Genomic DNA, 26,631 nt, shown 5'->3' with positions numbered 1-26,631 from the left:
GTTCCGCGCAGCGCTCCATCAAGACCGCGTGCTACAGCGGCAGTTCCTGGCCCGTCTGCTCCTTGACCATGTACTCGGCGTACCAGTCGGGCCAGTTCTCGTCGAACTCGCCGCCGTTGCGCTTCTCGTGCTCGCCGTGCGCCATCGCCGCGCGGCGCAACGCCGAAGCCAGGTCGGTGATCGACGCGTAGGTGGTGTCGTCGGCGTCGACACGACCGGGCAGGCGGGTCGTGACCTCCTGCAGGATCCACAGGTTGCCGTCCGGGTCGGCGAGCTCGGCGCGCGAGAAGTAGCTGCGGCGTTCCGGGTCCACGCCCTCGACGGGGCCGTCCGGGCCACCGTGGTAGATCGGGCCGACCTTGACGCCCGCGGCGAGCAACGCCTCGTGCGTCTCGACGATGTCGTTCACGATCAGGAAGTGCCTGCCGGAGCCGGGTTCCGCGGTCGTGACGCCCTCACCGAAGTGGATGGACGCGTTGGAGCCGTTCGGGGTGAACTGCACGACCCACGGCGGGGTGACGTCGAGCCTCCAGCCCAGGCGGCTGTAGAACTCCTTGGCACGCTCGACATCGGTGACGCCGATGACGGTGACTTCGAGCTTCATGTCGATGTCGGTCAGAGCCTTCATTTCGCTACTTCCTTTGCCAGATCGCGGAGGCCGTTGAGGAACGCCTCGGAGAAGGTGGGGAACGGTTGGATGACGTCGAGCAGCACGGACAGCGGGACCTTCGCGCGGATCGCGAGGGTGGCCTGCTGCAGCCACTCGCCGGCCTCGGGGCCGATGGCGTAGGCACCGGTGAGCACCGAACCGTCGGAGACGAGGGTCAGGAAGCCGGGTCGCGTGGCGTACTCACGGGTGTAGGTGGCCGTGCGCGCGACGCCGGACAGGTGGGCGGTTGCGGTGTACTTTCCTTCTGCCGCACCGACTGCGGCGACCTGCGGGTCGGTGAACACGACTCGCGGAACCGCGCTGTAGTCGACTTCCGACGGTGTGCCGAGGATGTTCGCGGCGGCGACCCGGCCCTGGTACTTGCCGGCGTGGGTCAGGTTCCACTGGCCCGTCACGTCGCCGACCGCCCAGATCCCGGGAGCCACGTTCATCCGCGCGTCGGTGTGCAGGCCGTGCGGATTCGGTTCGATGCCCACGGTTTCGAGCCCGATGCCGTCGACCCGCGGACGCCTGCCGGTGGCGACGAGGAGCCTGTCGCCGCGCAGCTGCGTGCCGTCTTCGAGGTCGAGCACGTACTCGTCCCCGTCCTTGGCAGCCTTGGTGACGTGGCGGCCGAAGTACAGCTCCACGCCCGTCAGCGACTCACCGAGCGCACGGCCGACCGCTTCCGGTTCTCGGGGCAACAACCGATCCGCACCCTCGACCAGCGCGACCTCGGAGCCGAGTCGCTGGAACGCCTGCGCCATCTCGACACCCACGGGTCCGCCGCCGAGGATCAGCAGCCTGCCGGGGATCTCCTCGACGCCGGTGGCCTCGCGGTTCGTCCACACGTCCAGTTCGCGGAGGCCGGGAATCGGCGGGATGAAGGCCGTGGAGCCCGTGGCGAGCACGATGTGGTCGGCGGTGTAGGTCTGGTCGCCCACTGCGACGGTGTGCGGACCGGCGATCCGGCCTTCGCCGCGCAGCACGTCGATCCCGGCGTCGCGGGCCCACTTCTCACCGCCCGCGTCGTCGTAGGACGAGACCATGAAGTCCCGCCACTCCAACGCCGCCTTGACGTCGATCTGGCCGCTGATCGCCTCACGCGCACCAGGCACGTCCTGCGCTGCCGCCACTGCCTCGCCGGGCCTGAGCAACGTCTTGGACGGGATGCACGCCCAGAACGAGCACTCACCACCGAGCAGCTCACGTTCGACGATCGCGACTCGGAGTCCTCCGTCGGCGACGGCAGCGGCGAAGTGCTCGCCGGGTGACCCGCCGCCGATGACGATGACGTCGTAGTTGTTCACGTTCACACACGTCCCGGAAGGCGCGTCGTGACCTCCTGCAGCACCCAGCCGTTGCCGTCGGGGTCGCTGAACGAGGCGAACGAGCCGTAGCTGGCGCGGTCGGCGGCGGGACCGTCGACCCGGCCTTCGGTGCCCGCGTGGTGGAAGACGCCGGTCTTGTCGTGGAAGATCTCGCTGACCTCGACACCGCGGCTGATCAGGTCCTGCCGGGCGGCCACGATGTCGTCGACGATCAGGTGCAGGCCCTCGGCGCTGCCCGGTGCGGCGTTCGTGACGCCGCTGCCGAAGATGATCGACGCGGGCGAGCCGGGCGGGGTGAGCTGGGTGAGGCGGTAACCCTCGTCGTTCGCGAACTCGGCGTCGAAGCGCCAGCCCAGCGTCTTGTAGAAGTGGATCGCGCGGTCGACGTCGCTGACCGGGATGACCGCCACCTCGAACTTGAAGTCCATCTGAGTTCGTCTCCTTCGTTTTCGGTAACTCGAGATTGCTCCCGCCAGGGGGCGCTTCGAACCCGTGGAACCCCCTGGTCGATCCCTGGCACGTAGGCTCGGGCCCGTGTCGGACGATCTCCTGGGCAGACGTACTGAGGGCGAGCAGCTGGACCGGCTGTTGACGCAGGCCAGGTCAGGTGCGGGCCAGGTGCTGGTGCTGCGGGGCGAGGCCGGGATCGGCAAGACCGCGCTGCTCGACCACGTGTCGGCGCGGGCCGCTGGGTTCCGGGTCACCCGGGCTGCCGGCGTCGAGGCCGAGAGCGCGTTCCCGTACGCGGGCCTGCACCAGCTGTGCGTGCCGTTCCTGGACCGGCTCGACAAGCTCCCGGCACCGCAGCGCGAGGCTCTGGGCACCGCGTTCGGGATGGCCGCCGGGCCTCGGCCGACGCGGTTCATGGTGGGTCTGGCGGTGCTGACGCTGCTCGCCGAGGTCGCCGACGAACAGCCGCTGGTGTGCCTGGTCGACGACGCGCAGTGGCTCGACTCGATGTCGTCCGCGGTGCTCGGGTTCGTCGCGCGCCGGCTGCTGGCCGAACGGATCGCGCTGGTCTTCGTGCTGCGCGAGGGCAACGACTACCTCGACGGGTTGCCTGAGCTGTTCGTGCGCGGCCTGGACGACGCGGACGCCCGCGCGCTGCTCGAGTCGGTGATCAAGGGCCCGGTGGACGGGCGGGTGCGCGACCGGATCGTCGCCGAGGCCCGCGGCAACCCGCTGGCGTTGCTGGAGCTGCCGCGCGAGGTGGCCGACGGGCTCGATCCCGGGCCGCTGACCAGCAGGATCGAGCAGAGCTTCGTCCGGCAGATCGAACCGCTTCCCCTCGACACGCGGCTGCTGTTGCTGACCGCCGCCGCCGAACCGCTCGGGGACGCGACGCTGTTGTGGCGTGCGGCCGGGCTGCTCGGGCTGGGCGCGGACCCGGCGGCCGCGGCGGTGGGTACCGGGCTGATCGAGTTCGGGGCACGCGTTCAGTTCCGGCATCCGCTGGTGCGGTCGGCGGTGTACCGGTCGGCGTCCACCGTGGACCGGCAGCGTGTGCACCGGGCGCTGGCCGACGTGACCGACGCGGCGATCGACCCGGACCGCCGTGCGTGGCACCGGGCCCAGGCCACCACCTCGCCGGACGAAGAGGTCGCCGGGGATCTGGAGAACACGGCCTCACGTGCGCAGGCCCGTGGTGGCCTGCTCGCCGCCGCCGCGTTCCTCGAACAGGCCGCCGTGCTCACGCCGGAACCCGGCCGGCGCGCCGATCGTGAGCTCGCCGCCGCGCGGGCCAAGCGCGACGCGGGTGCGTTGGACGCGTCGTTGCGGTTGTTGTCGGCTGTCGAGGCCGGTCCGCCGGACGAGCGCCGCAGTGCCGAGATCGAGCACCTGCGCGGGCACATCGCGTTCGACCAGCGCCGGGTCGCCGAGGCCGCTCCCCTGCTGTTCAGCGCCGCTCGCCGGCTGACCTCCTTCGATCCCGACCTCGCTCGTGAGACGCACCTGGAAGCCTTGTCGGCGGCCATCTGGGCCGGGTCACCGCTGGCCGACGCGGCTCGTACCGCTCCGCCGGAGCGCACCCCGCCGTGCGCCCTCGACCTGGTGCTGCGGGCGTTGACTTCCCGCATCACCGACGGCTACGCGGCATCCGTGCCGCACATGACCCGCGCGCTGGACGAGGTGCGGGCGGTGAAGGTCGGCGCCGAGGACATCAGCCGCCTGCCGTGGCTCTTCGGCAACCGCGCGGGCGGGATCATCGCGTCGGAGATGTGGGACTTCGAGACGCGGCGCGCGTTCGCCCAGCAGCAGGTCCGCCTGGCCCGTGACGCGGGCGCGCTGGTCCAGCTGCAGTTCGCGCTGAACTTCTTGGCGGACAACGAACTCCTCGCCGGTGAACCGGCGGCCGCGCAGGCGTTGATCGAGGAGGACCAGCGCATCTCGGAGGTCACCGGCACGCCGCCGGTGAGCTACGCGGTGCTGTTGCAGGCCGCGTTCCGGGGTGAAGACCTCGCTTCCTCCGTCGGCGCACAAGCTCTCGCCGACGGGCAGGGACGTCTGGCGACCATCGCGGACTGGACGTCGTCGATCCTCCACAACGGACTCGGCCGCCACGATCTGGCCCGCGACGCCGCTCTGCGCGTGCCCGACTCGCTGGTCTACACGTGCCTGGTGACCTCGGAACTGGCCGAGGCCGCCTCGCGCACAGGTGATGCTGCTCTGGTGGCTCAAGCCCTGGAACGTTCCGCGGCCTGGGTCGACACCGGCTGGTCGTTGGGCATCAAGGCCCGGCTGCGCGGATTGAACGGAGACGCGGCCGGCTTCCGCGAGTCGATCGACCACTTCGCGGGCACGGGTCTGCGGACCGAACTGGCACGCGCGCACCTGCTGTACGGCGAGTGGCTGCGCCGCGAGGGCCAACGCGTCGACGCTCGCGACCACCTCCGCACGGCTCACGAGATGCTGACGGCGTGTGGCATGCCGACGTTCGCTGACCGGGCTTGGCGAGAACTGCAGGCCACCGGCGAGACGGCCCGCAAGCGCACCGCCGAGCCCACCGACGAGCTGACCGCGCAGGAGTACCAGATCGCGAGGCTGGCGCGCGAGGGCTACTCGAACCCGGAGATCGGCACCCGCCTGTTCATCAGCCCGCGCACGGTGGAGTGGCACCTGCGCAAGGTGTTCGGCAAGCTCGGCGTGACCTCGCGCCGCCAGCTCCGCGACGCTGCTTTTTAGTGGCGTGGCTCGAAACGTTGCCGAGCGAGTTCGCGGTCGGACAGGCGCATCGCGGCCCCAGCACGAGGACAGCGGCCAGCACCTCCACCGACCCGATCCGCCGCTCGCCCATGGCGAACGGCGTCAGGACCTCTCGGAGGTGCTGACCGCGATCTCGCCACCAGCACCGGACAACGTCTGAACGATCAGCCCGCCGCGTACCGGCTCACCGGCCGCGGCAGCCCGTAGTGGTCGCGCAACGAACTCCCGGTGTACTCGGTCCGGAACAGTCCGCGTGCCCGCAGCAACGGCACCACCTGGTCGACGAACTCCTCCAGCCCGGACGGCAGCAGCGGCGCCATGACGTTGAACCCGTCCGCCGCCCCGGTCCGGAACCACAGCTCGATGTGATCGGCGATCTGTTCGGGCGTCCCGGCCACGACCTGGTGCCCGCGCCCGCCCCCGAGCCTGCCGAGCAGCTGGCGCAACGTCAGCCGCTCCCGCACCGCCAGGTCGCGCACGAGCTCGAACCGGCTCTTGGCACCGTTGACCTGAGTCACCGGCGGCAGTTCCGGCAGCGGCGAGTCCAGCGGGTGCCCGGTCAGGTCCACCCCGATCAGCTCGGTGAGCTGCCGCACCGCCCGCGCCGGAATGATCAACGACGTCAGCTCGTCCGCCAGCGCGGAGGCTTCTTCTTCCGTGCCACCGAGCACCGGCACGATCCCGGGCAACACCTTCACCCCGTCGGCAGGACGACCGAACTCGGCCACCCGGCGCTTGAGGTCCGTGTAGAACGCGACCGCTTCCTCGTGCGTCTGCTGCGCCGTGAACACCGCCTCCGCCCACCGCGCCGCGAACGCCTTGCCGTCCTCACTGGACCCGGCCTGCACCAGCAGCGGATGCCCCTGCGGGCTGCGAACGGCGTTCAACGGCCCGCGCACGGAGAAGAACCGGCCGCGATGACCGATCTCGTGCACCTTGGACTCGTCCGCGAACACCCCTGAACCCTGGTCGACGACCAGTGCGTCGTCCTCCCACGAGTCCCACAACGCGGTCACGACGTCGAGGAACTCGTCCGCCCGTTGATAACGCTCACCGTGCTCGGTGTTGGTCTCGCGGTTGAAGTTCTGCGCCGACCGGTCCTGCGCGGTGGTCACGATGTTCCACCCGGCTCTGCCGCCGCTGATGTGGTCGAGCGACGAGAACAGCCGCGCGAGGTTGTACGGCTCGCTGAACCCGGTCGAGGCGGTCGCGATCAGTCCGATGTGGTCGGTCACCTGCGACAGTGCGGTCAGCAGCGTGAGCGGCTCGAACCGGCCGGCCGCGGTGTGCCGGACATCGCCCCAGATCTGCACTCCGTCGGCCAGGAACACCGAGTCGAACGTGCCGCGTTCGGCGATCTGGGCCAGGTTCTGGAAGTGCGCCACGTCGTCGAGCGCCTTCGGGTCGGTGCGCGGATGCCGCCAGGCCGCCTCGTGGTGGCCGACGCCCATCAGGAACGCGTTGAGGTGCAGCTGACGTTCGGTCACTTCGAGACTCCTGCCAACGAGAACTGCAAGGGATCGGTGTAAAGAGCGCAGAGCTGGACGGCGCCGGCGGCCACCCCGAGCACGTCCACGCCGAAGCTGCTCGGCAGCACGAGCTCGGGCGAGGTGCACAGGCCGGACGCCCCGGCCACCTCGGCACGCAGCGCGTCGACGCACTCGGGCAGCCAGTTCGTGCCGATCTCGGTCACGACGAGCACGTCGGGGTTGATGAAGTCGAACAACACGGCGGCGGCCCGGCCGATGATCCCGGCACGTTCCACCAGAACCTCGACCGCGGCCCGATCTCCGTCCTTGGCGAGGTTCGCCAGGTCCATCATGGACGGTCGCGGCACCACACCTCGTTGCCAGGCCCGGTGTGCCCACGCCTGGTCGGCCACCGTCGCCTGCAAACAGCCGGAACGGCCGCACTGGCAGTCGATCGCGGGATCACCCAGCGCCAGATGCGCCACGTCCCCCGCCGCCGACCGCGCCCCGCGATGGGTCGTGCCGCCGGTGACGATCGCCGCGTCGACCACGTTGCCGACGAACAGGTGCAGCATCGACTCCCGGTGCCCGGCCTGACCGAGGAGCTGCTCGGCCTGGGCGAGTGCGCGGGCGTGGCTGTCCACCAGCACCGGCAGCCCGGTGCGCGCGGTCAGCAGCTCCCGCACGCGCACGTCGCGCCACCCCAGCGAGGCGTGCTGCACCAGCACACCCTGCTCGGTGTCGACCCAGCCACCGGCGGCCACCCCGAGCCCGATCGGCACGAGACCGGGCAGTTGTGAGGCGTGCAGCCGCAGCAACCGGTCCGCGGCCGTGGTCAGCACACCAACGGGATCCGCCGGATCGTCGTGCGGGATCACCTCACGAACGAGCATCCGGCCGCGCAGGTCGAGCAACGCGAGCGTGCAGTACTCGTGCGCGACGTGCAGCGCCGCCACGACGTGCCGTCCGGTGTCGATGTCCACCGGCACGTGCGGACGCCCGATCCCCTGGTACGGCACCGCTTCCGACGCCTCGACCAGCAGCCCGGCGTCGGCGAGCGCCGAGCAGCTGCGGGTCACGGCGGCGGGGCTCAGTCCCGTCTCGCGGGCGATCGTGCTGCGAGCGATCGGGCCGCTCCGCAGCAACGCGCGCAGTGCCGTCCCGGCCGGGGTGGTCATGAGATCAGTGGTGGACCGGCCGGGGACAGCGCCGGCCCGATCGCCCGCGCTGCTCCCGGCGTGCGACCCCGGCCCCAGCCGATCTCCCGGCGGTAGCTGCCGAGCAGCCCGGTGCGCCGCAGATGTTCTTCGTCGTGCGCGAAGGACGCCTCCGGCAACGGGTGCGTGTGCGGGGCGACGAACAGCGCGTCGGCCGGGCAGTTCGCCTCGCACTGGAAGCACGTCTGGCAGTCGGACTGCCTGCTGATCACCGGCAGCCCGTCCTCGCCCCGGTCGAAGACGTTGGTCGGGCACACCAGGATGCACTTGTCGCACGCGATGCACTGCTGGGTGGAGATCAGCTCGATCACGCCACCACCGCCTCGGGCCGCGCCCACACCTCGTCCAGGCCGCCGCTCGTGATCCTGTGGTGCTGCGAGGGATCCAGCTCCGGGTGGTCCAGCCGCTTGGCCATGCCCCGGCTTTCGTTGCGCACCAACGCCGACGTGTACATCCACCTGGCGTGCGCGACCATCGCGGCCGCCTGCCGGGCGGGCAGCGTCGCGGTGCCCACGGCCTCCACCGACCGCATCGACGCCCAGGCGCCGTCCAGCACTGTCAGCGCCTCACGCAGAACATCTCCGTGACGCAGGTAGTTCTTGTCGTACGGCAGCACCTCGGCTTGAACCGTGCGAACGACCTCGGCGACGTCGACGTGGGATCCCTTGCCGGTGGGGCGCAACCCTGCTCCGCCGGCGGCCTGCACGCGCCGCGCACCTCTGCCGAGCGAACGCGCGAACCGTGCCGCCGCACGGCCGGACCACGATCCGGACGAGATGGCCCAGGCCGCGTTGTGGCTGCCACCGCCGGTGAACCCGCCGCAGATCAACTCACGGGTCGCCGCGTCACCAGCCGCGTAGAGCCCCGGGACCGTGGTGGCGCAGCCGTCGTCGACGATGCGGATGCCACCGGTGCCGCGGACCGTGCCCTCGGCGAGCAGGGTGACCGAGAACGGGTCGGTGAACGGGTCGACGCCCAGCCGGTCGAACGTCAGGAAGAAGTTGGGCTGGGCCAGGCGCATCGCCTTCCGCGCGGCCTCGTCGGCGAGGTCCAGTTTGCAGAACACCTTCTCGGACAACAGGGTCCTGGCGATCACCGACCGGCCGCGCTGGCTGCCCGCGCCCTCCAGCACCGAGCCGTCTGCGCGGTAGAAGGTGGCGTAGTTGTAGAACGCCGTCTTGGTCACCGAGGTGTGCTCCGGCGCGATGCCGTAGGCGTTGGAGAACTCCATGCCCGACAGCTCCGCGCCCACCTCGGCCGCGAACAACGCGCCGTCGCCGGTGTTCACGTTGCAGCCGAGGGCTTTGCTCAGGAACGCGCACCCGCCGGTGGCGAGCACCACCGCACCCGCGCGGACCCGGAACGGCCGGTCCGCCTGGCGCTGGTGCCCGGCGGCTCCGGCCACCGCGCCGTCGACCGAGGTGAGCAGCTCGGTGACCGGGCTGTGGTCGAGAATCGTGACACCGGCCCGGCGCACGCGGATCCGCTGCCGCCGCATGTACTCCGGGCCCTGCAGGCCGTTGCGCAACGGCGTGCCGTCCGGCCCGACGGGAAACGGGTACCGGCCGGCGGAGGCCAGCTCGTTGATCCGGTCGTAGGTCTCGTCGAGCACCCTGGCCATCCAGCGCCGGTCGGCGAGGTAGCCGCCGAGTGCCTCGCGGCTCGCCATCGCGGCCTCGCGGGCCTCCTGCGACGGCGCCACGTACCAGACACCGGTGCCGCCGGACGCGGTCGCGCCGCTCGTGCCGCAGTAGCCCTTGTCCGCCAGCACGACCGAGGCACCTTCCTCGGCTGCTTTCAAAGCCGCCCAGGTCGCGGCCGGTCCTCCGCCGACGACCAGCACGTCCGTGGTGAGTTCTAGCGTCATGGCACGCCTCCTCAGGCTCCGACGGGAACGCGCCACGAGGTGAAGCGGCGCTCCAGACCGACCAGCGCCTGGTTGAACAGCACACCGATGGCGGAGATCGTGATGATGCCCGCGTACATCTGCGGGATCGCGAAGTTGTACTGCGACGCGTTGATCAGGTAGCCGAGCCCGGCCTTGGCGCCGACCATCTCCGCGGCCACCAGCACCAGGATCGACACCGCCCCGGCCAGCCGGATTCCGGTGAACACGGTGGGCACCGCCGCGGGCAGGATCACCTTCTGGAACAACCGGAACCCGTTCAGGTTCATCGACTTCGCCAGCCGCAGCAACGTCGGGTCGACGCCACCGACCGCGCTGATCGTGTTCAGCAGGATCGGCCAGGCGCAGGCGTAGAAGACGATCGCGATCTTCGACGTCTCGCCGATGCCCAGCAGCAGCACGAACACCGGCAGCAACGCCAGCGCGGCGGTGTTGCGGAACACCTCCAGCACCGGGCTCAGCAGCGTGGACACCGGCTTGTACCAGCCGATCAGCAGCCCGAGCGGCACCGCACCGGCCACGGCGAGCCCGAACCCGGCGAGCGACCGAGACAGCGACGCCCGGGTGTTCTCCAGCAGCTGCCCGCTCACCAGCAGGTCCCACCACGCGCCCAGGACCGTGGAGAACGACGGCAGGAACGTGGCGTCGACCAGGCCGAGCCGGGGCGCGACCTCCCACACCGCCAGCAGCACCACGATCGCGATGCTGCGGCCGGCACCGGCCAGCACCGCGTCCAGCACCCGCCGAGTCCGTTGTGGACGAACCGGCGCCGGCGCGACGACGATCTCAGAACGTGATTCCAGCAGTGCGGTCATGTCCTCACCACCTCCTTCTCCTGAAGCTGAGCGCGGGAGACCTCGTCGTGCAGCAGATCCCAGATGCGGTGCCGATGATGGGCGAACGCCTGACTGGACCGCGGGTCGCCGGTGCTCACCCGATCACCGAGGTCGACCTCGACGACCTCCTTGACCCGCCCTGGCCGGGACGTCAGCACGGCCACGCGCTGACCGAGCAGCACCGCCTCGTCGATCGCGTGCGTGATGAACACGATCGTCTTGCCGGTGCGCTGCCAGATCCGCAAGAGCTCTTCCTGCAACGATTCGCGGGTCTGTGCGTCGAGAGCTGCGAACGGTTCGTCCATCAGCAGCACGGACGGGTCGTAGGCGAGGCTGCGGGCGATCGCGACGCGCTGCCGCATGCCGCCGGAGAGCTGGTGCGGGTGCCGGTCCTCGAACCCGGTGAGCCCCACCAGGTTCAGGAACTCCCGCGCCCGCTCAGCCCGTTGCCGCCGCGGCACACCCGTGGCCTCCAGGCCGAACTCGACGTTGCCCTGCGCGGTCCGCCACGGCAGCAACGCGTACTGCTGGAACACGATTCCCCGGTCCAGGCCCGGTCCCGTGATCGGCTTGCCGTCCAGCAGGATCTCACCTTCGGACGGCGAGGTGAGCCCGCCGAGCAGGTCCAGCAGCGTCGACTTGCCGCACCCGCTCGGACCGACGAGCACGACGAACTCGCCACGCTCGATGTCCAGGTCGATGCCGTCGACGGCGGTGAACTCCGTGCCCTTCACCGGAAACCGCTTGGTGACGCCGCGGAAGCTGATGTGCGGGCTCATTTCGCGAGCTCGTTGTACTCGTTGGTGTAGAGGTCGGCGAGCTTGACCTGGCTCTTGAGCTCACCGCGGTCGGTGAGCCAGTCGACCCACACCTGCAGCTCCTTGTCGAGGATCTTGCCGCCCTTCTCCGCGACTCCGGTGGACTTCCAGAACTTGAGGGCGCCGGAGTCCTCGTTGCGGCCGCGTTTTCCGACGATCTCGACCTTGCGCGCGATGACCTGCTCCCGCGGCGTGGTGCGGCTCCACTCGATGGCCTTGGCGACGCCGGACACGAACGTGCGGACGGTGTTCGGGTTGTCCCGCAGGAACTTCTCGGTGAACACGTACGTGCCGGCGGTGAACGCGCCGAGCAGGTCGTAGTCCGAGAAGAGCTTGCGCACACCGCCCTTCTCCAGCGCCTTGTCCCGCAGGATGCCACCGAGCACGCCGACCTCGATCTGCTTCTGCCGCACCGACTGCTCGGTGTTGACCGGCGGCACGACCGTGGCCTCGACCTTCTTGATCTCGTCCTGGCTCAGCCCGTTGCGCTTGAGGTAGATGCCGAGCATGGCCTCGTGGTGCGCGCCGAGCGTGTTCATGCCGACCTTCTTGCCGATCAGGTCGCGCGCTGTCCTGATCGGACTGTCGTCCAGCACGTAGAAGCCGCTGTAGGCCTGCTCGTCCGAGCCGTAGTAGCCGATCACGGACCTGATCGGCGCTCCGGCGGCCCTGAGCTTCACGACCGCGCCGTTGAACGCGCCGCCGAAGTCGACCTGACCGGTGGCGGCGGACTGGATGTCCTGCGGGCCGCTGATGGTGTTGCCGACCCACTCCAGCTTGAGATCTCCGAGGTGGCCGAGGTCGGCGGCGAGCTCGGGCAGAGTGACGTCACCCACCGAGCCCTGGTAGCGCAGCGTTTTCGTCTCCTGGCCCGCACCGGCCGCGGTCGAACAGCCCACAGTCGACGCGGAGAGACCGAGAAGTGCTAGTCCTAGAAAGTTCCGTCGCGTGGTGGTCACGGCCGATTCCTTTGGCTGAGCGGAAAGTTGGCGCAGAGCGTCACATCCGATTCCAGCAGGGGTCAACGACGTGATCAGCCGTCTCACATCGTGAAGATGCCCCGGACACCGAGGCATTGTTTTTTCACCGCCAGGAAGTCGTCCGCTTGGTGGGACGGACTTATTTTCGCGGTGCGCAAACTAGATCTGACTGATCCAGGGCGAGCATGGTGAGGGGCATGACAGCGCAACTCACCAGAACGATCACCGTCCACCGGCTGGGAGCGCACATCGGTGCGCGCATCGACGGCGTCCAGCTCGGCGGGGACCTTCCCGCGGACGCCGTGGCCGAGATCAGGGCCGCGTTGCTGGCGCACAAGGTGGTGTTCTTCTCCGGGCAGCAACACCTCGACGACGCGGGCCAGCTCGCGTTCGCCCGCCTGCTCGGCCAGCCGACGCTCGCCCATCCGACCGTCCGCGGCCAGGACCACGAGCAGGTGCTGGCGATCGACTCCGAGCACGGCAAGGCCAACAGCTGGCACACCGACGTGACGTTCGTCGACCGGGTGCCCGCGATCAGCATCCTGCGGGCCGTCGAACTGCCTCCGTACGGCGGCAGCACGGTGTGGGCGAACACCGCGCAGGCGTACGCCGATCTGCCGGAAGCGTTGCGCGCGCTGGTCGACCGGCTCTGGGCCGTGCACACCAACCTCTACGACTACGCGGGTCAGGTGGACTCGACGCGCATCGGCGGCATCGACGTCAAGGAGCAGTCGTACCGCGACGAGTTCCGCTCACACGTGTTCGAGACCGAGCACCCGCTGGTGCGCGTGCACCCCGAGACCGGCGAACGCGCGTTGCTGCTGGGCCACTTCGTGAAGCGGATCGTCGGGGTCAGCCCGGCCGAGTCGCAGGCGATCTTCCAGCTCCTGCAGCAGCGGGTCATCAAGCTGGAGAACACGGTGCGCTGGCAGTGGTCCGACGGCGACATCGCGATCTGGGACAACCGCGCCACCCAGCACTACGGCGTCGCGGACTACGACGACCAGCGCCGCCGGCTGCACCGGGTCACCATCGCGGGTGACGTCCCGGTCAGCGTCGACGGCGTGGCCAGCACGCCGGTCACCGGGGACGCGGCTCACTTCTCGGCACTGTGAGCTGTCGCGACAGTGGACGGACTCTTCGCGAGCCCGTCCACTGTGGACCTTCCCGGGATCAGTTTCCCGCGGCCAGCCAGTCCCGCAGGCTCGTCGCCTGCAGCTGCGCGCCCTCGTTCGGCACGAGCTGCTTGCCGGTCAGGAACGTGCCGAAGTACTTGGCCTGCGGGTCGCCGACGACCTCGCGCGAGTCGTCGCGCGCCTGCAGCACCGTGCGGACCCAGCCGTCCAAAGTGAACTCGTCCGGTCCGCCGATCTCCTGCACGCCGTTGATCGGACCGGTCGCCGCGGTGCGTCCGACGACCGCCGCCACGTCGGACGCCGCGATCGGCTGCACGCCGCCGTGGGGCAGGTGCACCACGCCGTCGACCGTCGCCGAGTCCGCGATCGCGCCCGCGAACTCGAAGAACTGGGTCGCGCGGATGATCGAGTACGGCAGGCCGGAATCGGTGATCAGCTTCTCCTGAGCGACCTTCGCGCGCAGGTAACCGGATTCGGGCAACTCGTCCGTGCCGACGATCGACAGCGCGACGTAGTGGCCGACGCCCGCTTCCCGCGCGGCCGTGGTCAGGTTCGTGGTGGCGGCGGTGAAGAAGTTCATGACGTCGTCGTCGGCGAACGACGGCGAGTTCGACACGTCGACCACCACGTCGGCGCCCTGCAGCACTTCCTTGACGCCTTCGCCGGTCACGGTGTTCACGCCGCTGTTCGGGGAGGCGGGCACGGCGTCGTGGCCGTGCTCACCGAGCCGCTTCACGACCTGGCTGCCGATCAACCCGGTGCCGCCGATGACAACGATCCTCATGGGTCCGTCCCTCTCCTGAGCCCGCCCCGTGCGGGTGTTCACGAGCTAAGACAGGACAGCCCTCGCGGTTGTGACAGCCTCACCGGAACGCCTTGAGCTTTTCCGGGTTGACCAGCCACATCACCTGGTCGATGCCCTCCTCGGAGGCCGTCACGGTGATCACCGCGTAGGTGTTGTCGTCCTTGCGCAACCGGACCGCGGACAGCCCGTTCGCGTCCACGTAGTCGACCTGCGCACCTGCCCAGAAGCCCGGCGCCCACCCCGCGAAGATCCTCGCGAGGCTGGCCGCGCCGAACAGCGGACGACCGGCCGCGCGGATGGCGCCGTTGCTGTCGGAGTAGCTGACGACGTCTTCGGCGAAGAGCTTCTCCAGCCCGGCCAGGTCGCCTGCCTGCGCGGCCGCCACGAACGCCTCCAGCAGCTTGCGCTGGTCGGCTCGCTCGACCGGGACCTTCCGCTCGTCCGCGAGGTGCTTGCGCGCCCGGCTGACCAGCTGCCGCGCCGCGACCTCGCTGGTCTGCACGATCTCGGCGATCTCGCGGTACGGGTAGTCGAACGCCTCGCGCAGCACGTACGCCGCCCGCTCGGTCGGCGTGAGCTTCTCCAGCAGCAGCAACACCGCGAGCTCCAGCACCGCGCCCTGCTCCGCACCCAGCTGCGGGTCGGCGGACGTGTCGACCGGCTCGGGCAGCCACGGCCCGACGTAGGTCTCCCGGCGGGCCCGCGCGGTCTGCGACTCGTTGATCGCGAGGCGGGTGATCGCCGTCGCCAGGTAGGCCTCGGGGTTGAGCACCGACTCGCGGTCGGCGAGCTGCCAGCGCACCCAGACCTCCTGCACCAGGTCCTCGGCGTCCGCCACGCTGCCGGTCATGCGGTAGGCGATGCCGAACAGCCTGGGCCGAGCCGACGCGAACGCCGACTCGGCCTGGTCGAGCTTGCTCATGCCGCCACGTTAGCGCTCACAGCAGATGAGAGCGGTGTGGCGCCCCGCACTAGACGCAGGTCCAGCGCAGTGGGCCCGCGCTGCCCGCGGCGCTGAACAGCGTGTTGTCGTCGCCCGCGACGAAGAGCTCGGAGACCAACGCGACACCGTCGGGGTACGGCAGGTCACCGAGGTAGGTCGTGTCCTGCCAGACCGCTTCGTGGCCGACCATCGTGTCGCGCTCGCCGGTGATCAGCCCGCCCGCGTTGATCGAGAACGCCGTGCCGCCCTGGTCGATGCGCTGGACGTTGCCGTCGCGGTCCCACAGCAGCGCCTGCGACTCCGGCCAGGAGCCCTCGACCTGGTACCCGATCACCTTGCCGCCGCGGATCGCCTCGACGAACGACTGCTTGCCGCCGCCGTCAGCGAGCGGGGTCAGCTGACCGCCGCGCCACAGGTACCCGGGCAGTTTGCCGTCGCGGCTGCGCAGCAGCACAGTGCCGTCGTCGTCCAGGTCCTCGGGAACGCCGGCGGCGGTGTCGAAGACCTGCGGCCCGGACGCGAGCGCGGACCACAGCACCCCGACCTCCTGGCCGTCGGAGATCCGCTGGCCGAGCCCCACGACGTCACCGCGTTCGTTGAGGGCGATCGCGTTGGACAGGCGGTAGCCGGCGGGCGCGGTGACCTCGGTGAGCGTTCCCCGGCCCTGGTGACCGCCCGAGTACAGCAGCGCGGTCCAGCGGCCCTCGGCCGGCAGATAACCGTTGACCAGCACGGTTCCCGCCGAGTTCTCCCCGGTCATCTGCAGCCACTGCAGGTGCTGCACCTCCTGCACGACCTGCGGCTTGCCACCGGTCCACAGGATGAGGTCGTTGGTGTTCGCACCGGGTCGAAGCGAGGTGCCGGCGTAGTTGCCGTGGCTGTCCGTACCGAGCACCTTCGTGAATCCCGGGTCGTACCCGTCCGGGGTCACGACCTTCGACACCTGCCACGTGCATTGCGCGGGATCTGCGACGGCCGACGTCGTGAGGGCCGAACATGCCAACCCAACTGCCGCGATGAGCGCGAGACTGCGCATCTGGAACTCCCCCAGTTCAGTGGACGACGCCAAGATCACGCCCGTGATCGGCCACCGGTTGCCCCGCGGATCTTCGGTCACCCGATCGGCCTAGAGCCCGCCGGACACGTCCACGGTCGCACCGACCACATAGGACGATCGCGGCGACAGCAGCATCGCGACCACCGGCGCCACCTCCTCCGGCGAGCCGAACCTGCCGAGCGGAATCCCGCGCCGGCGCGCCTCCTCGGCCTCCCACGCGGTGAAGTCCAGCGACGTGCCCGAACGCCGGTGCTTCACGTGCTGGCGTTCGGTGCGGATGGCGCCGAGGTTGACCGTGTTGACCCGGATGCGGGGTGCGAGCGTCCTCGCCAGCATCGCCGCCACCGACCCGGCGGCCGCCCGCGCGGCACTGACCGCCGCCATGTCCAGGTCCGGCGCCCGTGCGGTGACCCCGTTCAGCACCACGACAGCGCCTTCGATCATATGTGCGGCTGCGGGTTCAACGAGGTTGAGAACGCTGACGACTTTGAGGTCGCACTGCTCCCGCCACACCTCGGGTGGCGTGTCCAGCACTCCCCCGACGGCTCCGGCACCGGCGTTCGCGACCACGCCGTCGAGCCCGCCGAACGTCTCGGCCACCTCCGCGACGAACTCCCGCATCCACTCGCGATCGCGCACGTCACCGACGCGCGCCAGCACCTCCGGCCCCCACCCCGGATCGCTGCGCGCACACGTCGCCACCCGCGCACCCTCGTCGAGCAGCAAGGACACGATCGCCCGGCCGATCCCGCGACTCCCACCGGTGACGATGTACCGGCGTCCCGCCAATTCCAGGTCCACGAGATCATCCTGATGAAAGACTGGCCCCGTGACCACCGAACGCCCCAACCCACCACTCCAGGCGGACGAGCGCGAGACCCTGCGCGTGTTCCTCGACTACCACCGCGCCACCCTCGCGATGAAGTGCGACGGCCTGTCCGACGACGACCTGCGCCGCCGCTCGATGCCGCCGTCCACGCTCACGCTGCTCGGTCTGGTCCGGCACATGGCGGAGGTCGAGCGCACCTGGTTCCGCAAGGTCATCAACGGCGAGGACATCCCGCTGGTGTGGTCCGACGAGAACGACTACCAGGTGGCCTACGACGCCTCGAACTCGAACCGGTCCGAGGCCTTCGAGGCCTGGCAGAACGAGGTCGAGCACGCGCGCAAGATCGAACGCGAGGCCGAGTCGCTCGACGTCCTCGGCTACCAGCCGCGGTGGGGAGAACAGGTGTCACTGCGGCTCGTCATGCACCACTTGTGCCACGAGTACGCGCGCCACAACGGCCACGCGGACTTCCTGCGCGAGGGCATCGACGGCGTCACCGGAGCGTGAGGCCGCGGTTCCGGCCTAGTCACCGCGACCGGCCGCGGCAGGCGGCAGGTCCGCCTGCGCCAGCGTGATGCCACGGTCCGGCACCACCCCGAAGTGGGTGATCTGCCTGCCCGCGCCCAGTTCGGTGATCCAGTTCGCGGCCGTGCGGAACCGCCCGTAGGGCAGGTCCATCAGGTGGTAGCCGCGCGTCACGGCCTTCGCGGGCAGGCTCGTCAGCGGCACGCCCAACGGGTTCGCGACCGCCTGCCAGCCGCCGAGGTCGACCACGAAGCCGAGGTCCTTGTGCTTGTACTCGCGCGCCTCGCCGTGCCCGAGCGACGCCGCGATGTTGATCGCCGCGACCCGGCCCTGGCGTTCGGCGTGCTGCGCGGTCATCGCGGTGATCTCACCGGGCCGCACCAGGTCCGGCACCGCCGCCGCGTCACCGGCCGCCCACACGTTCTCGCACACCCGCAACGAGGTGTCGGTGTCGATACGACCGTTGGTGGCGGGCTTGTTCAACGTGCTGACCAGCGGATCCGGCCGCACGCCAACACACCACACGACGGTGCGCGTCGGGATCTCGGTGCCGTCGGACAGCCGGGCGCAGGTACCGGTCATCTCCTTGAGGCTGGTCTCCAGCCGGACCTCGGCACCGCGCTTGAGCAGCACCTCGTGCGTCGGGCCGGACAGCCTCGGGTCGAGGCCGGGCAGCACCCGTGATGCGATGTCGACGAGGATCCAGCGGGGCTTCACGTCGCGAAGCCCTGGCAGGTGGCGCCACGCGTCCTGGGTCAGCAGCTGCGTCTGCGCGAGCACCTCGGTGCCCGTGTAGCCCGCGCCCACCACGACGAACGTGCAGCGCGCCCGGCGTTCCTCCGGATCGTCGGACTGGTCGGCGAGTTCGAGCTGCCGCAGCACGTGGTCGCGCAGGTGGATCGCCTCGGCGACGGTGCGGAAACCCTTGGCGTGCTCGGCGACGCCCGGAATCGACAGCAGCCGCGTGACGCTGCCGGACGCGATCAGCAACCGGTCGTAGGAGAGCTCGCTGGACCGCCCCTCGACGTCCATCACCTGCACGCAGCTCTTCTCCAGCGAGATGCCGGTCGCCGCGCCGAGCACGAGTTTGGTGCGCTTCAAGGTGTTCCGCAGCGGCACGGCGACCCGGCGGGGGTCGAGCACGCCGCCGGACACCTCGGGCAGCAGCGGGATGTAGAGCATGTAGTCGGCCGGGTTGATCGCGACCAGTTCGGCCGCGTCCTCCGGGAGCTTGCGTTCGAGCTTGCGCAGACAGTGGAATCCGGCGAACCCGGTGCCGATCACCAGGATCCGTGGCCGAGCGGACATCAGTCCTCCAGGGCCTTCTAGTAGAAACCCTCACGCCGCGCCGAGCTCTTGTGCCCCAGATCGGCGCTGATCCGTGCCGCGGCGTCGAGCAGCAATGGCACCACATCGGACCGGATCGCCTCAACAGATGATCGCCCGACCGAGGTGGACGACGCGAGCGCGGCGACCACCTCGCCGGAGCGGTCGCGGACCGGCGCGGACACCGAGAGCAGGCCGATCTCCAGCTCCTCGGCCACGATCGACCACCCGTCCGAGCGAACCTGCCGCAGCACCCCTCGAAACGCTTCGACGCCCGTGATCGTGTGCTTCGTCAACGCCGGCAGCCCGCCCGCGATGACCTCGTCGACGAGCACGTCCGGCGCCCACGCGAGCAGCACGCGGCCCATCGACGTGGCGTACGCCGGGATCCGGGTGCCGATCGACACGTTGATGCTCATGATCCGGCGCACCGGCACCCGCGCGACGTACACCGCGTCGCGTCCGTCCAGCGCCGCGAGCGAAGCGGATTCACCGGTTTTCGCGGAGAGCTCCAGCAGGTGCGGCTGCGCGATCTCGATCATCGCGTGCGACGCCGAGTAGTGCTGGCCGATGCTCAGCACCCGCGGGGTCAGCGACCACCTGCTGCCTTCATTGCGCACGTACCCAAGTCGTTGCAGCGTAAGGAGAATCCGGCGCACGGCCGGACGTGAGAGACCCGTGGCCGCGGCCAGCTCGGCCAGGTTCGGGTTGATCCGGTCCTCGTCGAACGCGAGCAGCACGGCGAACCCGCGCTCGATGCTCTGGATGAAGTCGCGCTCGTCGGGATCGCTCGCCATCGCCACATCCTCCCCGTTGACAGCGCGCCGAAGCCGGTGCACCCTCAGGCAACCGCAAAGCGTACATGTTGTACGCATAGCGTACAAGGGAGCGGGAGATGACACTGGATCACCGCACAATCCGCACCGGTTTCGGCAGGTCGGCACCGGTGTCACGGTCGTGCCCGACCTCTTCAACCCCGGCACCACCTCGTTGAACGGAGCCTCCCGATGACCGCCGTTCACACCCCTGCCGCAGCGGGCTCTGCGAGCGCTGACTTCCGTTCCGCCGCACGATCTTCCGTCGACGTCTCGGCCGAGCGGGTGTCCACTGTGGTCACCGCCGTGCTGCAGGGCGTGCACGAGGTGATCCGTGCGCACGACGTGACCTACCCCGAGTTCCAGGCCGCGAAGCAGTGGCTGATGGACCTCGGCGAGGGCGGCGAGTGGCCGTTGTTCCTGGACGTGTTCGCCGAGCACGTCGTCGAGGAGGTCGCCGCGCGCACCCAGGACGGCACCAAGGGCAGCATCCTCGGGCCGTACTACCTGCCGGACCAGAAGGAGCTGCCGTCCGTCTGCACGTTGCCGATGCGGCCGGACGAGCAGGGCACGCCGCTGGTGTTCTCCGGCCAGGTCAAGGATCTCGCCCGGCTTCCCCTGGCGGGCGCTCAGCTGGAGATCTGGCACGCCGACTCCGAGGGCTACTACTCGGGCTTCGCGCCGGACATCCCGGCCGGCAACCTGCGCGGTGTCGTGACGACCGACTCCGAGGGCCGGTTCGAGATCACCACGGTGCAGCCCGCGCCGTACCAGATCCCGACCGACGGGCCGACCGGCCGGTTGATCGGCGCGGCGGGCTGGCACCCGTGGCGGCCCGCGCACCTGCACCTCATCGTGCGTGCTGAGGGCCATCGGCCGATCACCACCCAGCTCTACTTCGCCGGTGGTGAGCACGTCGACAGCGACGTCGCCGAAGCGGTGAAGCCCGAGCTCGTGCTGACGCCGGTCGACCAGTGCGCCGTGTACGACTTCGTGCTCGAGCCGGCATGAGCGACCTGCTGGTCGACGGCGTGGACACCGTTCTGCTCGACGTCCCGCTCGTCCGGCCGCACCGCTTCGCCCGCACCGGGATGGACGCGCAGCCCGTGCTGCTCGTCCAGATCCGGACCGCGGGCGGGGCGGTCGGCCTCGGCGAGGGTGTCGTGCCGGGCGGGCCGTGGTGGGGCGGTGAGTCGGTCGAGACCATGAAGGTGGTCATCGACCAGTACGTCGCCCCGCTCGTCCTCGGCCGTCGCGTGGACGACATCGCGGGCATCTCACAGGCCGTCAACGATGTTGTCAACGCCAACCTCTACGCCAAAGCCGCTGTTGAGGTCGCTCTGCACGACGCGTGGGCGCGGTCTCTGAACGTCCCGGTGCACACGTTGCTCGGCGGGGTGTCGCGCACGTCCGTCCCGGTCACGTGGGCGCTGGGCACCGAGCCCGCGGCCGTCGTGATCGAGGAGGCGATGGCCAAGCTCGACGCCGGGCACCGCAGCTTCAAGCTCAAGATGGGCGCGCAGGAACCGCCCGACGACGTGCGCCGGGTGTGCGCGATCGCGGAGAAGCTCGCCGGAGTCGCCGGAGTCGCCGGAGTCGCCGGTGTCCGGGTGGACCTGAACGCGCGCTGGGACCGGTTGACCTCGCTGCGCTACCTGCCCGCACTGGCCGCGGCGGGTGTGGAACTGGTCGAGCAGCCGGTGCCGGCTGCCGAGGTCGAGTGGCTCGCGGAGATCAACCGGGCGCTGCCGATTCCGGTGATGGCGGACGAGTCGCTGCGCACGCCGTCGGACGCGTTCCGGCTCGCGTCACTGCGGGCAGCGGACGTGTTCTCGTTGAAGACCACCAAGTCCGGCGGGCTGCGCGCGACCGCGGCCATCGCTTCGATCGCGGCGGCGGCGGGTATTCCCTGTCACGGCGGCACCTCGATCGAGAGCCCGGTCGGCACGGCGGCGTCGCTGCACCTGGCGTGCGCGGCTCCTGCCGTGACGTGGGGCAGCGAGCTGTTCGGACCGTTGCTCATGCGCGAGGAGCTGCTGACCACGCCGCTGCGGTACTCCGGCGGCGATCTGCACCTGCCCGGCGGACCAGGGCTCGGCATCGAGCTGGACCCGGCGGCCGTCGCGGCCTTCACCAGGAGGTGACCGTTGCTCTTCCACGTGCGCATGGATGTCTCGCTCCCCCACGACCTCGACCCCGGCCGCCGCACCGAGCTCATCGCGGCCGAGAAGGACCGTGCGCTGGAGCTGCAGAAACTCGGGGTGTGGCCGCATCTGTGGCGGGTCGTCGGGCAGCACAGCAACATCAGCATCTTCGACGTGCCGTCCAACGACGAGCTGCACGCGTGCCTGTCGTCGTTGCCGCTGTGGGAGTTCATGACGGTCCAGGTGACGCCACTCGCGACCCACCCCTCCGATCTGGCGGCACAACCATGACAGCGGGACGCGATTCTGGTGTTGCCGTTCACCCAGCGGTTCGCGGCCAACTCCGCTGCCGACTTCGTGTCACAGGTGCTTGTGGACGCTCTGCACACCGAAGCCGTCGTGGTGGGGGCGAACTTCACGTTCGGGCATCGCGGTGCCGGAACGGTGGAGACGTCGCGGAAGCTGGTGCGTGCCGGCGATGTCCGGTCCGCCGCCGTGCTCGGCCGGCCTCACCGGGTGGAGGGTGTCCTCTCAGACGGAGTTGTGAGCGTGCCACCTGGGACTGCTCTTCCACCGGATGGAAACCACCTCGGCACGCTCGGCGGCCGGTTGGCAGAGTTGATCGTGGTGAGCGGCGCCGTGCACGCGAGCGGTCAGGACGGCCCGGCTGTGACGACACGATCGGAGCATCAGTGATCTTGCACCACCTCATCGACGGACCGCAGGACGCCGAGGTCCTCGTGCTCGGCCCGTCGATCGGCACCTCGACCGGCCTCTTCGACGCCCAGGTGGCCGCGTTCGCCGACCGCTGGCGGATCGTGCGGTTCGATCTTCCCGGGCACGGCCGTTCCCCGGACGCCCCTGGCCCGTACTCGATCGAGGGGCTGACCGCGAACGTCATCGACCTGCTCGACTCGCTCGGCATCTCGCGGTTCCACTACCTGGGGGTTTCCATCGGTGGCGCGATCGGCCAGTGGCTCGGGATCCACCACTCCGACCGTCTGTTGACGCTCACGCTCTGTGCCACCGCCGCCCAGTTCCCCGATCCGCCGCAGTGGCCGGCCCGTGCGGCAGTCGTCCGCGAGAAGGGCGTCGAGGCGATGGTGCCGTCGCGACTCGGCACCTGGTACACGCACGAGTTCGCGGAACAGCGCCCTGACGAGGCCGAGCGACTGCTGGACATGCTGCGCAACACCACGACCGAGGGCTACGCGGGTTGTGCCGAGTCCATCGGCACGTTCGACGTGCGGGCCGAGCTCGGCAAGATCACCGTGCCGACGCTGGTGCTCGCGGGTGCCGACGACCCCGCCACCACGCCGGACCTGGTGCGCTTCATCGCGGAAAGCATTCCCGGCGCGCGGTTCGAGGTCGTGCCCGGCTCCGCCCACCTGCTCACGGCCGAACGGCCGGAGGTCGTGAACGCGCTGGTCGTGGATCATCTGACGAGGAGAGTTCATGCGTGACGCCGTCATCTGCGAGCCCATCAGGACACCGGTGGGCCGCTACAACGGTGCGATCAAGGAGCGCACTGCCCAGGAGCTCGGCGCGATCGTCGTGCAGGGCCTGATGCGCCGCACCGGGCTCGATCCGTCCGATGTGGACGATCTGATCCTCGGGCACTGCTATCCCACGATGGACGCGCCGGCGATCGGCCGGGTCGTCGCGCTGGACGCGGGTCTGGGTGTCGGTGTGCCGGGCGTGCAGCTGGACCGGCGCTGCGGCTCCGGGCTGCAGGCCGTGATCAACGCGGCGATGGCCGTGCGGACCGGAGCCCAGGAGCTCGTGCTCGCGGGTGGCGTCGAGAGCATGTCGAACGCGGGCGTGGATGCGTTGGCTCGTGGCCGGGTCACGGCCGGTGGTGTCAACTACCCGGTGCCGGGCGGCATGCTGGAGACCGCCGAGAACCTCCGGCGTGAGTACGGGATCTCCCGGTCCGAGCAGGACGAGCTGGCGTTGCGCAGTCACGAACGTGCTGTCGCCGCACAGACTGCGGGCCGGTTCGCGGACGAGCTGGTACCGGTGGGCGACTTCGTGGCCGACGAGCACCCGCGGCCGGGATCGACGCTGGAGAAGCTCGCGTCGTTGAAGACGGTCATGGACATCGAGGGCGCGACTGTCACCGCGGGCAACGCGAGCGGGCAGAACGACGGTGCCGCGATCTGCGTCGTGACATCTCCCGAGCGAGCCGCTGAACTGGGCCTGAGGCCGTTGGCGCGCTTGGTCTCGTGGGCTTCGGCCGGGGTCGAGCCGGCGCGGATGGGCATCGGGCCGGTGCCGTCGTCCGCGCGGGCGTTGCAGAACGCGGGTCTCAAGCTCGACGACATGGACCTCATCGAGCTCAACGAGGCGTTCGCCGCGCAGGTGCTCGCCGTGACGCGCGAGTGGGGTCTCACGGACTTCGACCGGGTCAACGTCAACGGGTCCGGCATCGCGCTCGGCCACCCGGTCGGCGCGACAGGCGCCCGGATCCTCGCGACGATGTTGCGGGAGCTGGACCGGCGTGACGGCAGGTATGCGCTGGAAACCATGTGCATCGGTGGCGGGCAGGGACTCGCGGCGGTCTTCGAGAGGGTGTCATGAACAAGGTCGTGGCCTCGGCTGCCGAAGCCGTGTCCGATGTGGACGACGGTGCCACGCTGGCCGTCGGCGGTTTCGGGCTCTGCGGTGTGCCGAAGGTGCTGATCAACGCCCTGTACGACAAGGGCGTCGGCTCGCTGGGCATCGTGTCGAACAACTGCGGCGCGATGGACCAGGGCCTCGCCGTGCTGCTGTCCGCGGGCCGGATCGCGCGCGTCACCGGCTCGTACATCGGGCAGAACAAGGAGTTCGCCCGCCAGTACCTCGCGGGCGAGATCGAGGTCGAGCTGATCCCGCAGGGCACGCTGGCCGAACGACTGCGCGCGGGTGGCACCGGCATTCCCGCCTTCTACACGCCCGCCGGTGTCGGCACGCTGGTCGCGGACGGCGGACTGCCGTGGCGGTACAACCCGGACGGCACGGTCGCGATCGCCTCGCCTGCCAAGGAAGTCCGCGAGTTCGACGGCCGCGAGTACGTGCTGGAGCAGAGCATCCGCACCGACTTCGCGCTGGTGCGAGCCGCTCGCGCGGACCGCTACGGCAACCTGGTGTTCGCGAAGTCGGCCCGCAACTTCAACCCGCTCGCCGCGATGGCCGGCCGGGTCGCGATCGCCGAGGCCGAGGAGATCGTCGACGTGCTCGACCCCGACGACGTGCACCTGCCCGGCATCTTCGTGCAACGGGTCGTGGAACTCACGCCTGAGCAGGTTTCCGACAAGAGCGTGGAGTTCAGGACGGTGCGCCATGTGGAGTCGTGACGAGATGGCCGCCCGCGCGGCTCAGGAGCTGCGCGACGGCGAGTACGTCAACCTCGGCATCGGCGTGCCCACGCTGATCCCGAACCACCTGCCACCCGGTGTCGAGGTCGTGCTGGAGTCGGAGAACGGCATCCTCGGCGTCGGCCCCTACCCGGACGACGCCGACGTCGACCCCGACCTCATCAACGCGGGCAAGGAGACCGTGACCGTCCTGTCCGGAGCGTCGTTCTTCGACTCGGCGCTGTCGTTCGGCATGATCCGCGGCGGACACGTCGACGTCGCCGTCCTGGGCGCGATGCAGGTGTCGGCTTCCGGCGATCTCGCGAACTGGGCGGTGCCGGGCAAGCTCGTCACCGGCATCGGCGGCGCGATGGACCTCGTGCACGGTGCCCGCCGCGTGATCGTCGTGATGACCCACACCGCCAAGGACGGCACCCCGAAGCTGGTCGAGGAGTGCACGCTTCCGTTGACCGGCAAGGCCTGCGTCGACCGCGTGATCACCGACCTGGGCGTGTTCGACGTGACGCCCGACGGTCTGCAGCTCGTGGAGCTCGCGCCAGGCGTGGACTTCGAGAAGGTGCAGGAGAGCACGGCGGCGCCGATTTACCGCTGACTAACCGGTCGGCGCCACCGTGGGGCATGCGCAAAGTCATGTTGATCCTGCCCGCGGTGGCGCTGTCCGTGCTGGCGTCGGCCGGTGCCGCCCAGGCCGAGCAGGCGCCCGGCTGCTCGTCGACCGTGCCGATCGGCTCCACCGGGTACATCAAAAAGGGCAACACCACCATCGCCTCGGTGAAGCAGTTCAAGGGCTGCGGCAAGAACTGGGCCTACACGTACGTGTGGGACTCCTACGCCTCCGAGCCGGGCGGCTTCAGCTCCAGCGCCGCCATGGTCGTCAACGGCGACCGCGACTTCAACAGCAACGTCAACGGGCGCAACAAGCAGGACGTCTGGTCCAAGGGCACCAACACGCTCACCAAGTGCACCAGGGCGTACGGCGAGGTGTGGGGCGACGGCAACGTCTACTGGGGACAGACCGACGAGCGCTGCTAGTAGTCGCTGGTTCGGCGGCTCGCTGGCCGTGTCGTTCGCGTTCGCCCGGCACCTGGACCCGGACGTGTCCGGCAGGGCGGATCTGGTCAGCGTCTCGGTGATCGCGGCTGACGCCGACGGCCGCGTGCTGGTCGGCGGCCCTCGACGATCACGTGGCTTCAAGCGGTGCCCGGCGAGCCAGGCACCGAAGAGCTGATGATCACCTCACCGATCTACCACCACGCGGACCGTCGCCGCGGCTGCGAGCTGATCG

29 protein-coding genes are annotated in these 26,631 nt (G+C 70.0%); 13 read left to right on the top strand and 16 right to left on the bottom strand.

Annotated elements, in window-relative coordinates:
* Positions 1-31 precede the first annotated feature (31 nt).
* From ABZX92_RS07255 to ABZX92_RS07245, 3 genes are read right to left on the bottom strand one after another with little or no spacing between them, the layout of a single operon-like run.
* The gene (locus ABZX92_RS07255) at positions 32-628 is read right to left on the bottom strand and encodes a VOC family protein (protein WP_355554992.1); all 597 of its coding nucleotides are present in this window, start codon (positions 626-628) and stop codon (positions 32-34) included.
* Positions 625-1,959: an NAD(P)/FAD-dependent oxidoreductase gene (locus ABZX92_RS07250; protein ID WP_355554990.1), complete on the bottom strand. Its 1,335-nt coding sequence runs from the start codon at positions 1,957-1,959 to the stop codon at positions 625-627. The genes ABZX92_RS07255 and ABZX92_RS07250 overlap by 4 nt, the downstream gene beginning before the upstream one ends.
* A gap of 2 nt (positions 1,960-1,961) precedes the next feature.
* Positions 1,962-2,408 (bottom strand): VOC family protein, encoded by a 447-nt coding sequence (locus tag ABZX92_RS07245; RefSeq protein ID WP_355554988.1) that lies wholly within the window; start codon positions 2,406-2,408, stop codon positions 1,962-1,964.
* A gap of 106 nt (positions 2,409-2,514) precedes the next feature.
* Here ABZX92_RS07245 and ABZX92_RS07240 point away from each other — a divergent pair, with 106 nt between their 5' ends.
* Positions 2,515-5,163, top strand: a complete 2,649-nt coding sequence (locus tag ABZX92_RS07240) for an AAA family ATPase (protein ID WP_355554986.1) — start codon at positions 2,515-2,517, stop codon at positions 5,161-5,163.
* A 185-nt stretch (positions 5,164-5,348) separates the two neighbouring features.
* Here ABZX92_RS07240 and ABZX92_RS07235 read toward each other — a convergent pair whose 3' ends face one another.
* Genes ABZX92_RS07235 through ABZX92_RS07205 form a run of 7 tightly spaced genes read right to left on the bottom strand, consistent with a single transcriptional unit; the run spans position 5,349 to position 12,389 of the window.
* Entirely contained in the window at positions 5,349-6,671 is a 1,323-nt protein-coding gene (locus ABZX92_RS07235; protein WP_355554984.1) for an LLM class flavin-dependent oxidoreductase, read from the bottom strand.
* Complete coding sequence (locus tag ABZX92_RS07230; protein ID WP_355554982.1) at positions 6,668-7,831, bottom strand: ROK family transcriptional regulator; 1,164 nt, start codon at positions 7,829-7,831, stop codon at positions 6,668-6,670. Before ABZX92_RS07230 ends, ABZX92_RS07235 begins: the two co-directional genes overlap by 4 nt.
* On the bottom strand, positions 7,828-8,181 hold the full coding sequence (locus tag ABZX92_RS07225) for a ferredoxin family protein (protein WP_355554981.1): 354 nt from the start codon (positions 8,179-8,181) through the stop codon (positions 7,828-7,830). The genes ABZX92_RS07230 and ABZX92_RS07225 overlap by 4 nt, the downstream gene beginning before the upstream one ends.
* Positions 8,178-9,737 carry an FAD-binding protein gene (locus tag ABZX92_RS07220; RefSeq protein ID WP_355554979.1) on the bottom strand — a complete coding sequence of 520 codons (1,560 nt, stop codon included), beginning with the start codon at positions 9,735-9,737 and terminating at the stop codon, positions 8,178-8,180. Before ABZX92_RS07220 ends, ABZX92_RS07225 begins: the two co-directional genes overlap by 4 nt.
* Before the next feature lie 11 nt (positions 9,738-9,748).
* On the bottom strand, positions 9,749-10,591 hold the full coding sequence (locus ABZX92_RS07215; RefSeq protein WP_355554977.1) for an ABC transporter permease: 843 nt from the start codon (positions 10,589-10,591) through the stop codon (positions 9,749-9,751).
* Positions 10,588-11,391, bottom strand: coding sequence for an ABC transporter ATP-binding protein (locus ABZX92_RS07210; RefSeq protein WP_355554975.1), 804 nt, complete (start codon positions 11,389-11,391; stop codon positions 10,588-10,590). Before ABZX92_RS07210 ends, ABZX92_RS07215 begins: the two co-directional genes overlap by 4 nt.
* Positions 11,388-12,389, bottom strand: a complete 1,002-nt coding sequence (locus ABZX92_RS07205; RefSeq protein WP_355554973.1) for an ABC transporter substrate-binding protein — start codon at positions 12,387-12,389, stop codon at positions 11,388-11,390. The genes ABZX92_RS07210 and ABZX92_RS07205 overlap by 4 nt, the downstream gene beginning before the upstream one ends.
* Before the next feature lie 218 nt (positions 12,390-12,607).
* On the opposite strand from ABZX92_RS07205, the gene ABZX92_RS07200 reads away from it, so the two are divergent.
* The gene (locus ABZX92_RS07200; protein ID WP_355554972.1) at positions 12,608-13,525 is read left to right on the top strand and encodes a TauD/TfdA family dioxygenase; all 918 of its coding nucleotides are present in this window, start codon (positions 12,608-12,610) and stop codon (positions 13,523-13,525) included.
* A 58-nt stretch (positions 13,526-13,583) separates the two neighbouring features.
* On the opposite strand, the gene ABZX92_RS07195 is transcribed toward ABZX92_RS07200, so the two are convergent.
* From ABZX92_RS07195 to ABZX92_RS07180, 4 genes are all read right to left on the bottom strand, one after another.
* On the bottom strand, positions 13,584-14,330 hold the full coding sequence (locus tag ABZX92_RS07195; RefSeq protein WP_355554970.1) for an SDR family oxidoreductase: 747 nt from the start codon (positions 14,328-14,330) through the stop codon (positions 13,584-13,586).
* Between the two features lie 79 nt (positions 14,331-14,409).
* Positions 14,410-15,273, bottom strand: coding sequence for an RNA polymerase sigma-70 factor (locus tag ABZX92_RS07190; RefSeq protein ID WP_355554968.1), 864 nt, complete (start codon positions 15,271-15,273; stop codon positions 14,410-14,412).
* A 49-nt stretch (positions 15,274-15,322) separates the two neighbouring features.
* Complete coding sequence (locus ABZX92_RS07185; RefSeq protein ID WP_355554966.1) at positions 15,323-16,411, bottom strand: hypothetical protein; 1,089 nt, start codon at positions 16,409-16,411, stop codon at positions 15,323-15,325.
* 9 nt (positions 16,412-16,420) lie between these two features.
* The gene (locus tag ABZX92_RS07180) at positions 16,421-17,152 is read right to left on the bottom strand and encodes an SDR family oxidoreductase (protein WP_355554965.1); all 732 of its coding nucleotides are present in this window, start codon (positions 17,150-17,152) and stop codon (positions 16,421-16,423) included.
* Between the two features lie 28 nt (positions 17,153-17,180).
* On the opposite strand from ABZX92_RS07180, the gene ABZX92_RS07175 reads away from it, so the two are divergent.
* Positions 17,181-17,687 carry a DinB family protein gene (locus ABZX92_RS07175; protein ID WP_355554964.1) on the top strand — a complete coding sequence of 169 codons (507 nt, stop codon included), beginning with the start codon at positions 17,181-17,183 and terminating at the stop codon, positions 17,685-17,687.
* Between the two features lie 15 nt (positions 17,688-17,702).
* On the opposite strand, the gene ABZX92_RS07170 is transcribed toward ABZX92_RS07175, so the two are convergent.
* The gene (locus ABZX92_RS07170) at positions 17,703-19,013 is read right to left on the bottom strand and encodes an FAD-dependent oxidoreductase (protein ID WP_355554962.1); all 1,311 of its coding nucleotides are present in this window, start codon (positions 19,011-19,013) and stop codon (positions 17,703-17,705) included.
* A gap of 17 nt (positions 19,014-19,030) precedes the next feature.
* Entirely contained in the window at positions 19,031-19,828 is a 798-nt protein-coding gene (locus tag ABZX92_RS07165; RefSeq protein WP_355554960.1) for an IclR family transcriptional regulator C-terminal domain-containing protein, read from the bottom strand.
* 210 nt (positions 19,829-20,038) lie between these two features.
* Here ABZX92_RS07165 and ABZX92_RS07160 point away from each other — a divergent pair, with 210 nt between their 5' ends.
* From ABZX92_RS07160 to ABZX92_RS07115, 10 genes are read left to right on the top strand one after another with little or no spacing between them, the layout of a single operon-like run.
* Positions 20,039-20,857, top strand: coding sequence for a dioxygenase (locus tag ABZX92_RS07160; protein WP_355554959.1), 819 nt, complete (start codon positions 20,039-20,041; stop codon positions 20,855-20,857).
* Positions 20,854-21,990, top strand: coding sequence for a muconate/chloromuconate family cycloisomerase (locus tag ABZX92_RS07155; RefSeq protein WP_355554958.1), 1,137 nt, complete (start codon positions 20,854-20,856; stop codon positions 21,988-21,990). The genes ABZX92_RS07160 and ABZX92_RS07155 overlap by 4 nt, the downstream gene beginning before the upstream one ends.
* 3 nt (positions 21,991-21,993) lie before the next feature.
* Positions 21,994-22,281 (top strand): muconolactone Delta-isomerase family protein, encoded by a 288-nt coding sequence (locus ABZX92_RS07150; protein ID WP_355554956.1) that lies wholly within the window; start codon positions 21,994-21,996, stop codon positions 22,279-22,281.
* 18 nt (positions 22,282-22,299) lie between these two features.
* Positions 22,300-22,686, top strand: coding sequence for a hypothetical protein (locus tag ABZX92_RS07145; protein WP_355554954.1), 387 nt, complete (start codon positions 22,300-22,302; stop codon positions 22,684-22,686).
* On the top strand, positions 22,683-23,453 hold the full coding sequence (gene pcaD, locus ABZX92_RS07140) for a 3-oxoadipate enol-lactonase (protein WP_355554952.1): 771 nt from the start codon (positions 22,683-22,685) through the stop codon (positions 23,451-23,453). Before ABZX92_RS07145 ends, pcaD begins: the two co-directional genes overlap by 4 nt.
* Complete coding sequence (locus ABZX92_RS07135) at positions 23,446-24,570, top strand: acetyl-CoA C-acetyltransferase (protein ID WP_355554951.1); 1,125 nt, start codon at positions 23,446-23,448, stop codon at positions 24,568-24,570. The genes pcaD and ABZX92_RS07135 overlap by 8 nt, the downstream gene beginning before the upstream one ends.
* Entirely contained in the window at positions 24,567-25,325 is a 759-nt protein-coding gene (locus ABZX92_RS07130) for a CoA transferase subunit A (RefSeq protein ID WP_355554949.1), read from the top strand. The genes ABZX92_RS07135 and ABZX92_RS07130 overlap by 4 nt, the downstream gene beginning before the upstream one ends.
* Positions 25,312-25,938 carry a CoA transferase subunit B gene (locus tag ABZX92_RS07125; protein ID WP_355554948.1) on the top strand — a complete coding sequence of 209 codons (627 nt, stop codon included), beginning with the start codon at positions 25,312-25,314 and terminating at the stop codon, positions 25,936-25,938. Before ABZX92_RS07130 ends, ABZX92_RS07125 begins: the two co-directional genes overlap by 14 nt.
* A 26-nt stretch (positions 25,939-25,964) precedes the next feature.
* Complete coding sequence (locus ABZX92_RS07120) at positions 25,965-26,378, top strand: hypothetical protein (protein ID WP_355554946.1); 414 nt, start codon at positions 25,965-25,967, stop codon at positions 26,376-26,378.
* A 28-nt stretch (positions 26,379-26,406) separates the two neighbouring features.
* Positions 26,407-26,574 carry a hypothetical protein gene (locus ABZX92_RS07115; RefSeq protein ID WP_355554944.1) on the top strand — a complete coding sequence of 56 codons (168 nt, stop codon included), beginning with the start codon at positions 26,407-26,409 and terminating at the stop codon, positions 26,572-26,574.
* Positions 26,575-26,631 lie beyond the last annotated feature (57 nt).

The sequence above is a fragment of the Lentzea sp. NPDC006480 genome (genome assembly GCF_040611995.1).
GTDB lineage: Bacteria > Actinomycetota > Actinomycetes > Mycobacteriales > Pseudonocardiaceae > Lentzea.
The sequence above is the reverse complement of the archived record's forward strand: the minus strand, read 5'-3'. Positions and strand labels throughout refer to the sequence as shown.

Excerpts from the sequence above, each read along its gene's own strand:
- ABZX92_RS07255 (WP_355554992.1), bottom strand. The coding sequence starts at position 628 with ATGAAGGCTCTGACCGACATCGACATGAAGCTCGAAGTCACCGTCATC.
- ABZX92_RS07245 (WP_355554988.1), bottom strand. The coding sequence starts at position 2,408 with ATGGACTTCAAGTTCGAGGTGGCGGTCATCCCGGTCAGCGACGTCGAC.
- ABZX92_RS07230 (WP_355554982.1), bottom strand. The coding sequence starts at position 7,831 with ATGACCACCCCGGCCGGGACGGCACTGCGCGCGTTGCTGCGGAGCGGC.
- ABZX92_RS07220 (WP_355554979.1), bottom strand. The coding sequence starts at position 9,737 with ATGACGCTAGAACTCACCACGGACGTGCTGGTCGTCGGCGGAGGACCG.
- ABZX92_RS07215 (WP_355554977.1), bottom strand. The coding sequence starts at position 10,591 with ATGACCGCACTGCTGGAATCACGTTCTGAGATCGTCGTCGCGCCGGCG.
- ABZX92_RS07210 (WP_355554975.1), bottom strand. The coding sequence starts at position 11,391 with ATGAGCCCGCACATCAGCTTCCGCGGCGTCACCAAGCGGTTTCCGGTG.
- ABZX92_RS07200 (WP_355554972.1), top strand. The coding sequence starts at position 12,608 with ATGACAGCGCAACTCACCAGAACGATCACCGTCCACCGGCTGGGAGCG.
- ABZX92_RS07195 (WP_355554970.1), bottom strand. The coding sequence starts at position 14,330 with ATGAGGATCGTTGTCATCGGCGGCACCGGGTTGATCGGCAGCCAGGTC.
- ABZX92_RS07190 (WP_355554968.1), bottom strand. The coding sequence starts at position 15,273 with ATGAGCAAGCTCGACCAGGCCGAGTCGGCGTTCGCGTCGGCTCGGCCC.
- ABZX92_RS07170 (WP_355554962.1), bottom strand. The coding sequence starts at position 19,013 with ATGTCCGCTCGGCCACGGATCCTGGTGATCGGCACCGGGTTCGCCGGA.
- ABZX92_RS07165 (WP_355554960.1), bottom strand. The coding sequence starts at position 19,828 with ATGGCGAGCGATCCCGACGAGCGCGACTTCATCCAGAGCATCGAGCGC.
- ABZX92_RS07160 (WP_355554959.1), top strand. The coding sequence starts at position 20,039 with ATGACCGCCGTTCACACCCCTGCCGCAGCGGGCTCTGCGAGCGCTGAC.
- ABZX92_RS07155 (WP_355554958.1), top strand. The coding sequence starts at position 20,854 with ATGAGCGACCTGCTGGTCGACGGCGTGGACACCGTTCTGCTCGACGTC.
- ABZX92_RS07135 (WP_355554951.1), top strand. The coding sequence starts at position 23,446 with ATGCGTGACGCCGTCATCTGCGAGCCCATCAGGACACCGGTGGGCCGC.
- ABZX92_RS07130 (WP_355554949.1), top strand. The coding sequence starts at position 24,567 with ATGAACAAGGTCGTGGCCTCGGCTGCCGAAGCCGTGTCCGATGTGGAC.
- ABZX92_RS07125 (WP_355554948.1), top strand. The coding sequence starts at position 25,312 with ATGTGGAGTCGTGACGAGATGGCCGCCCGCGCGGCTCAGGAGCTGCGC.
- ABZX92_RS07120 (WP_355554946.1), top strand. The coding sequence starts at position 25,965 with ATGCGCAAAGTCATGTTGATCCTGCCCGCGGTGGCGCTGTCCGTGCTG.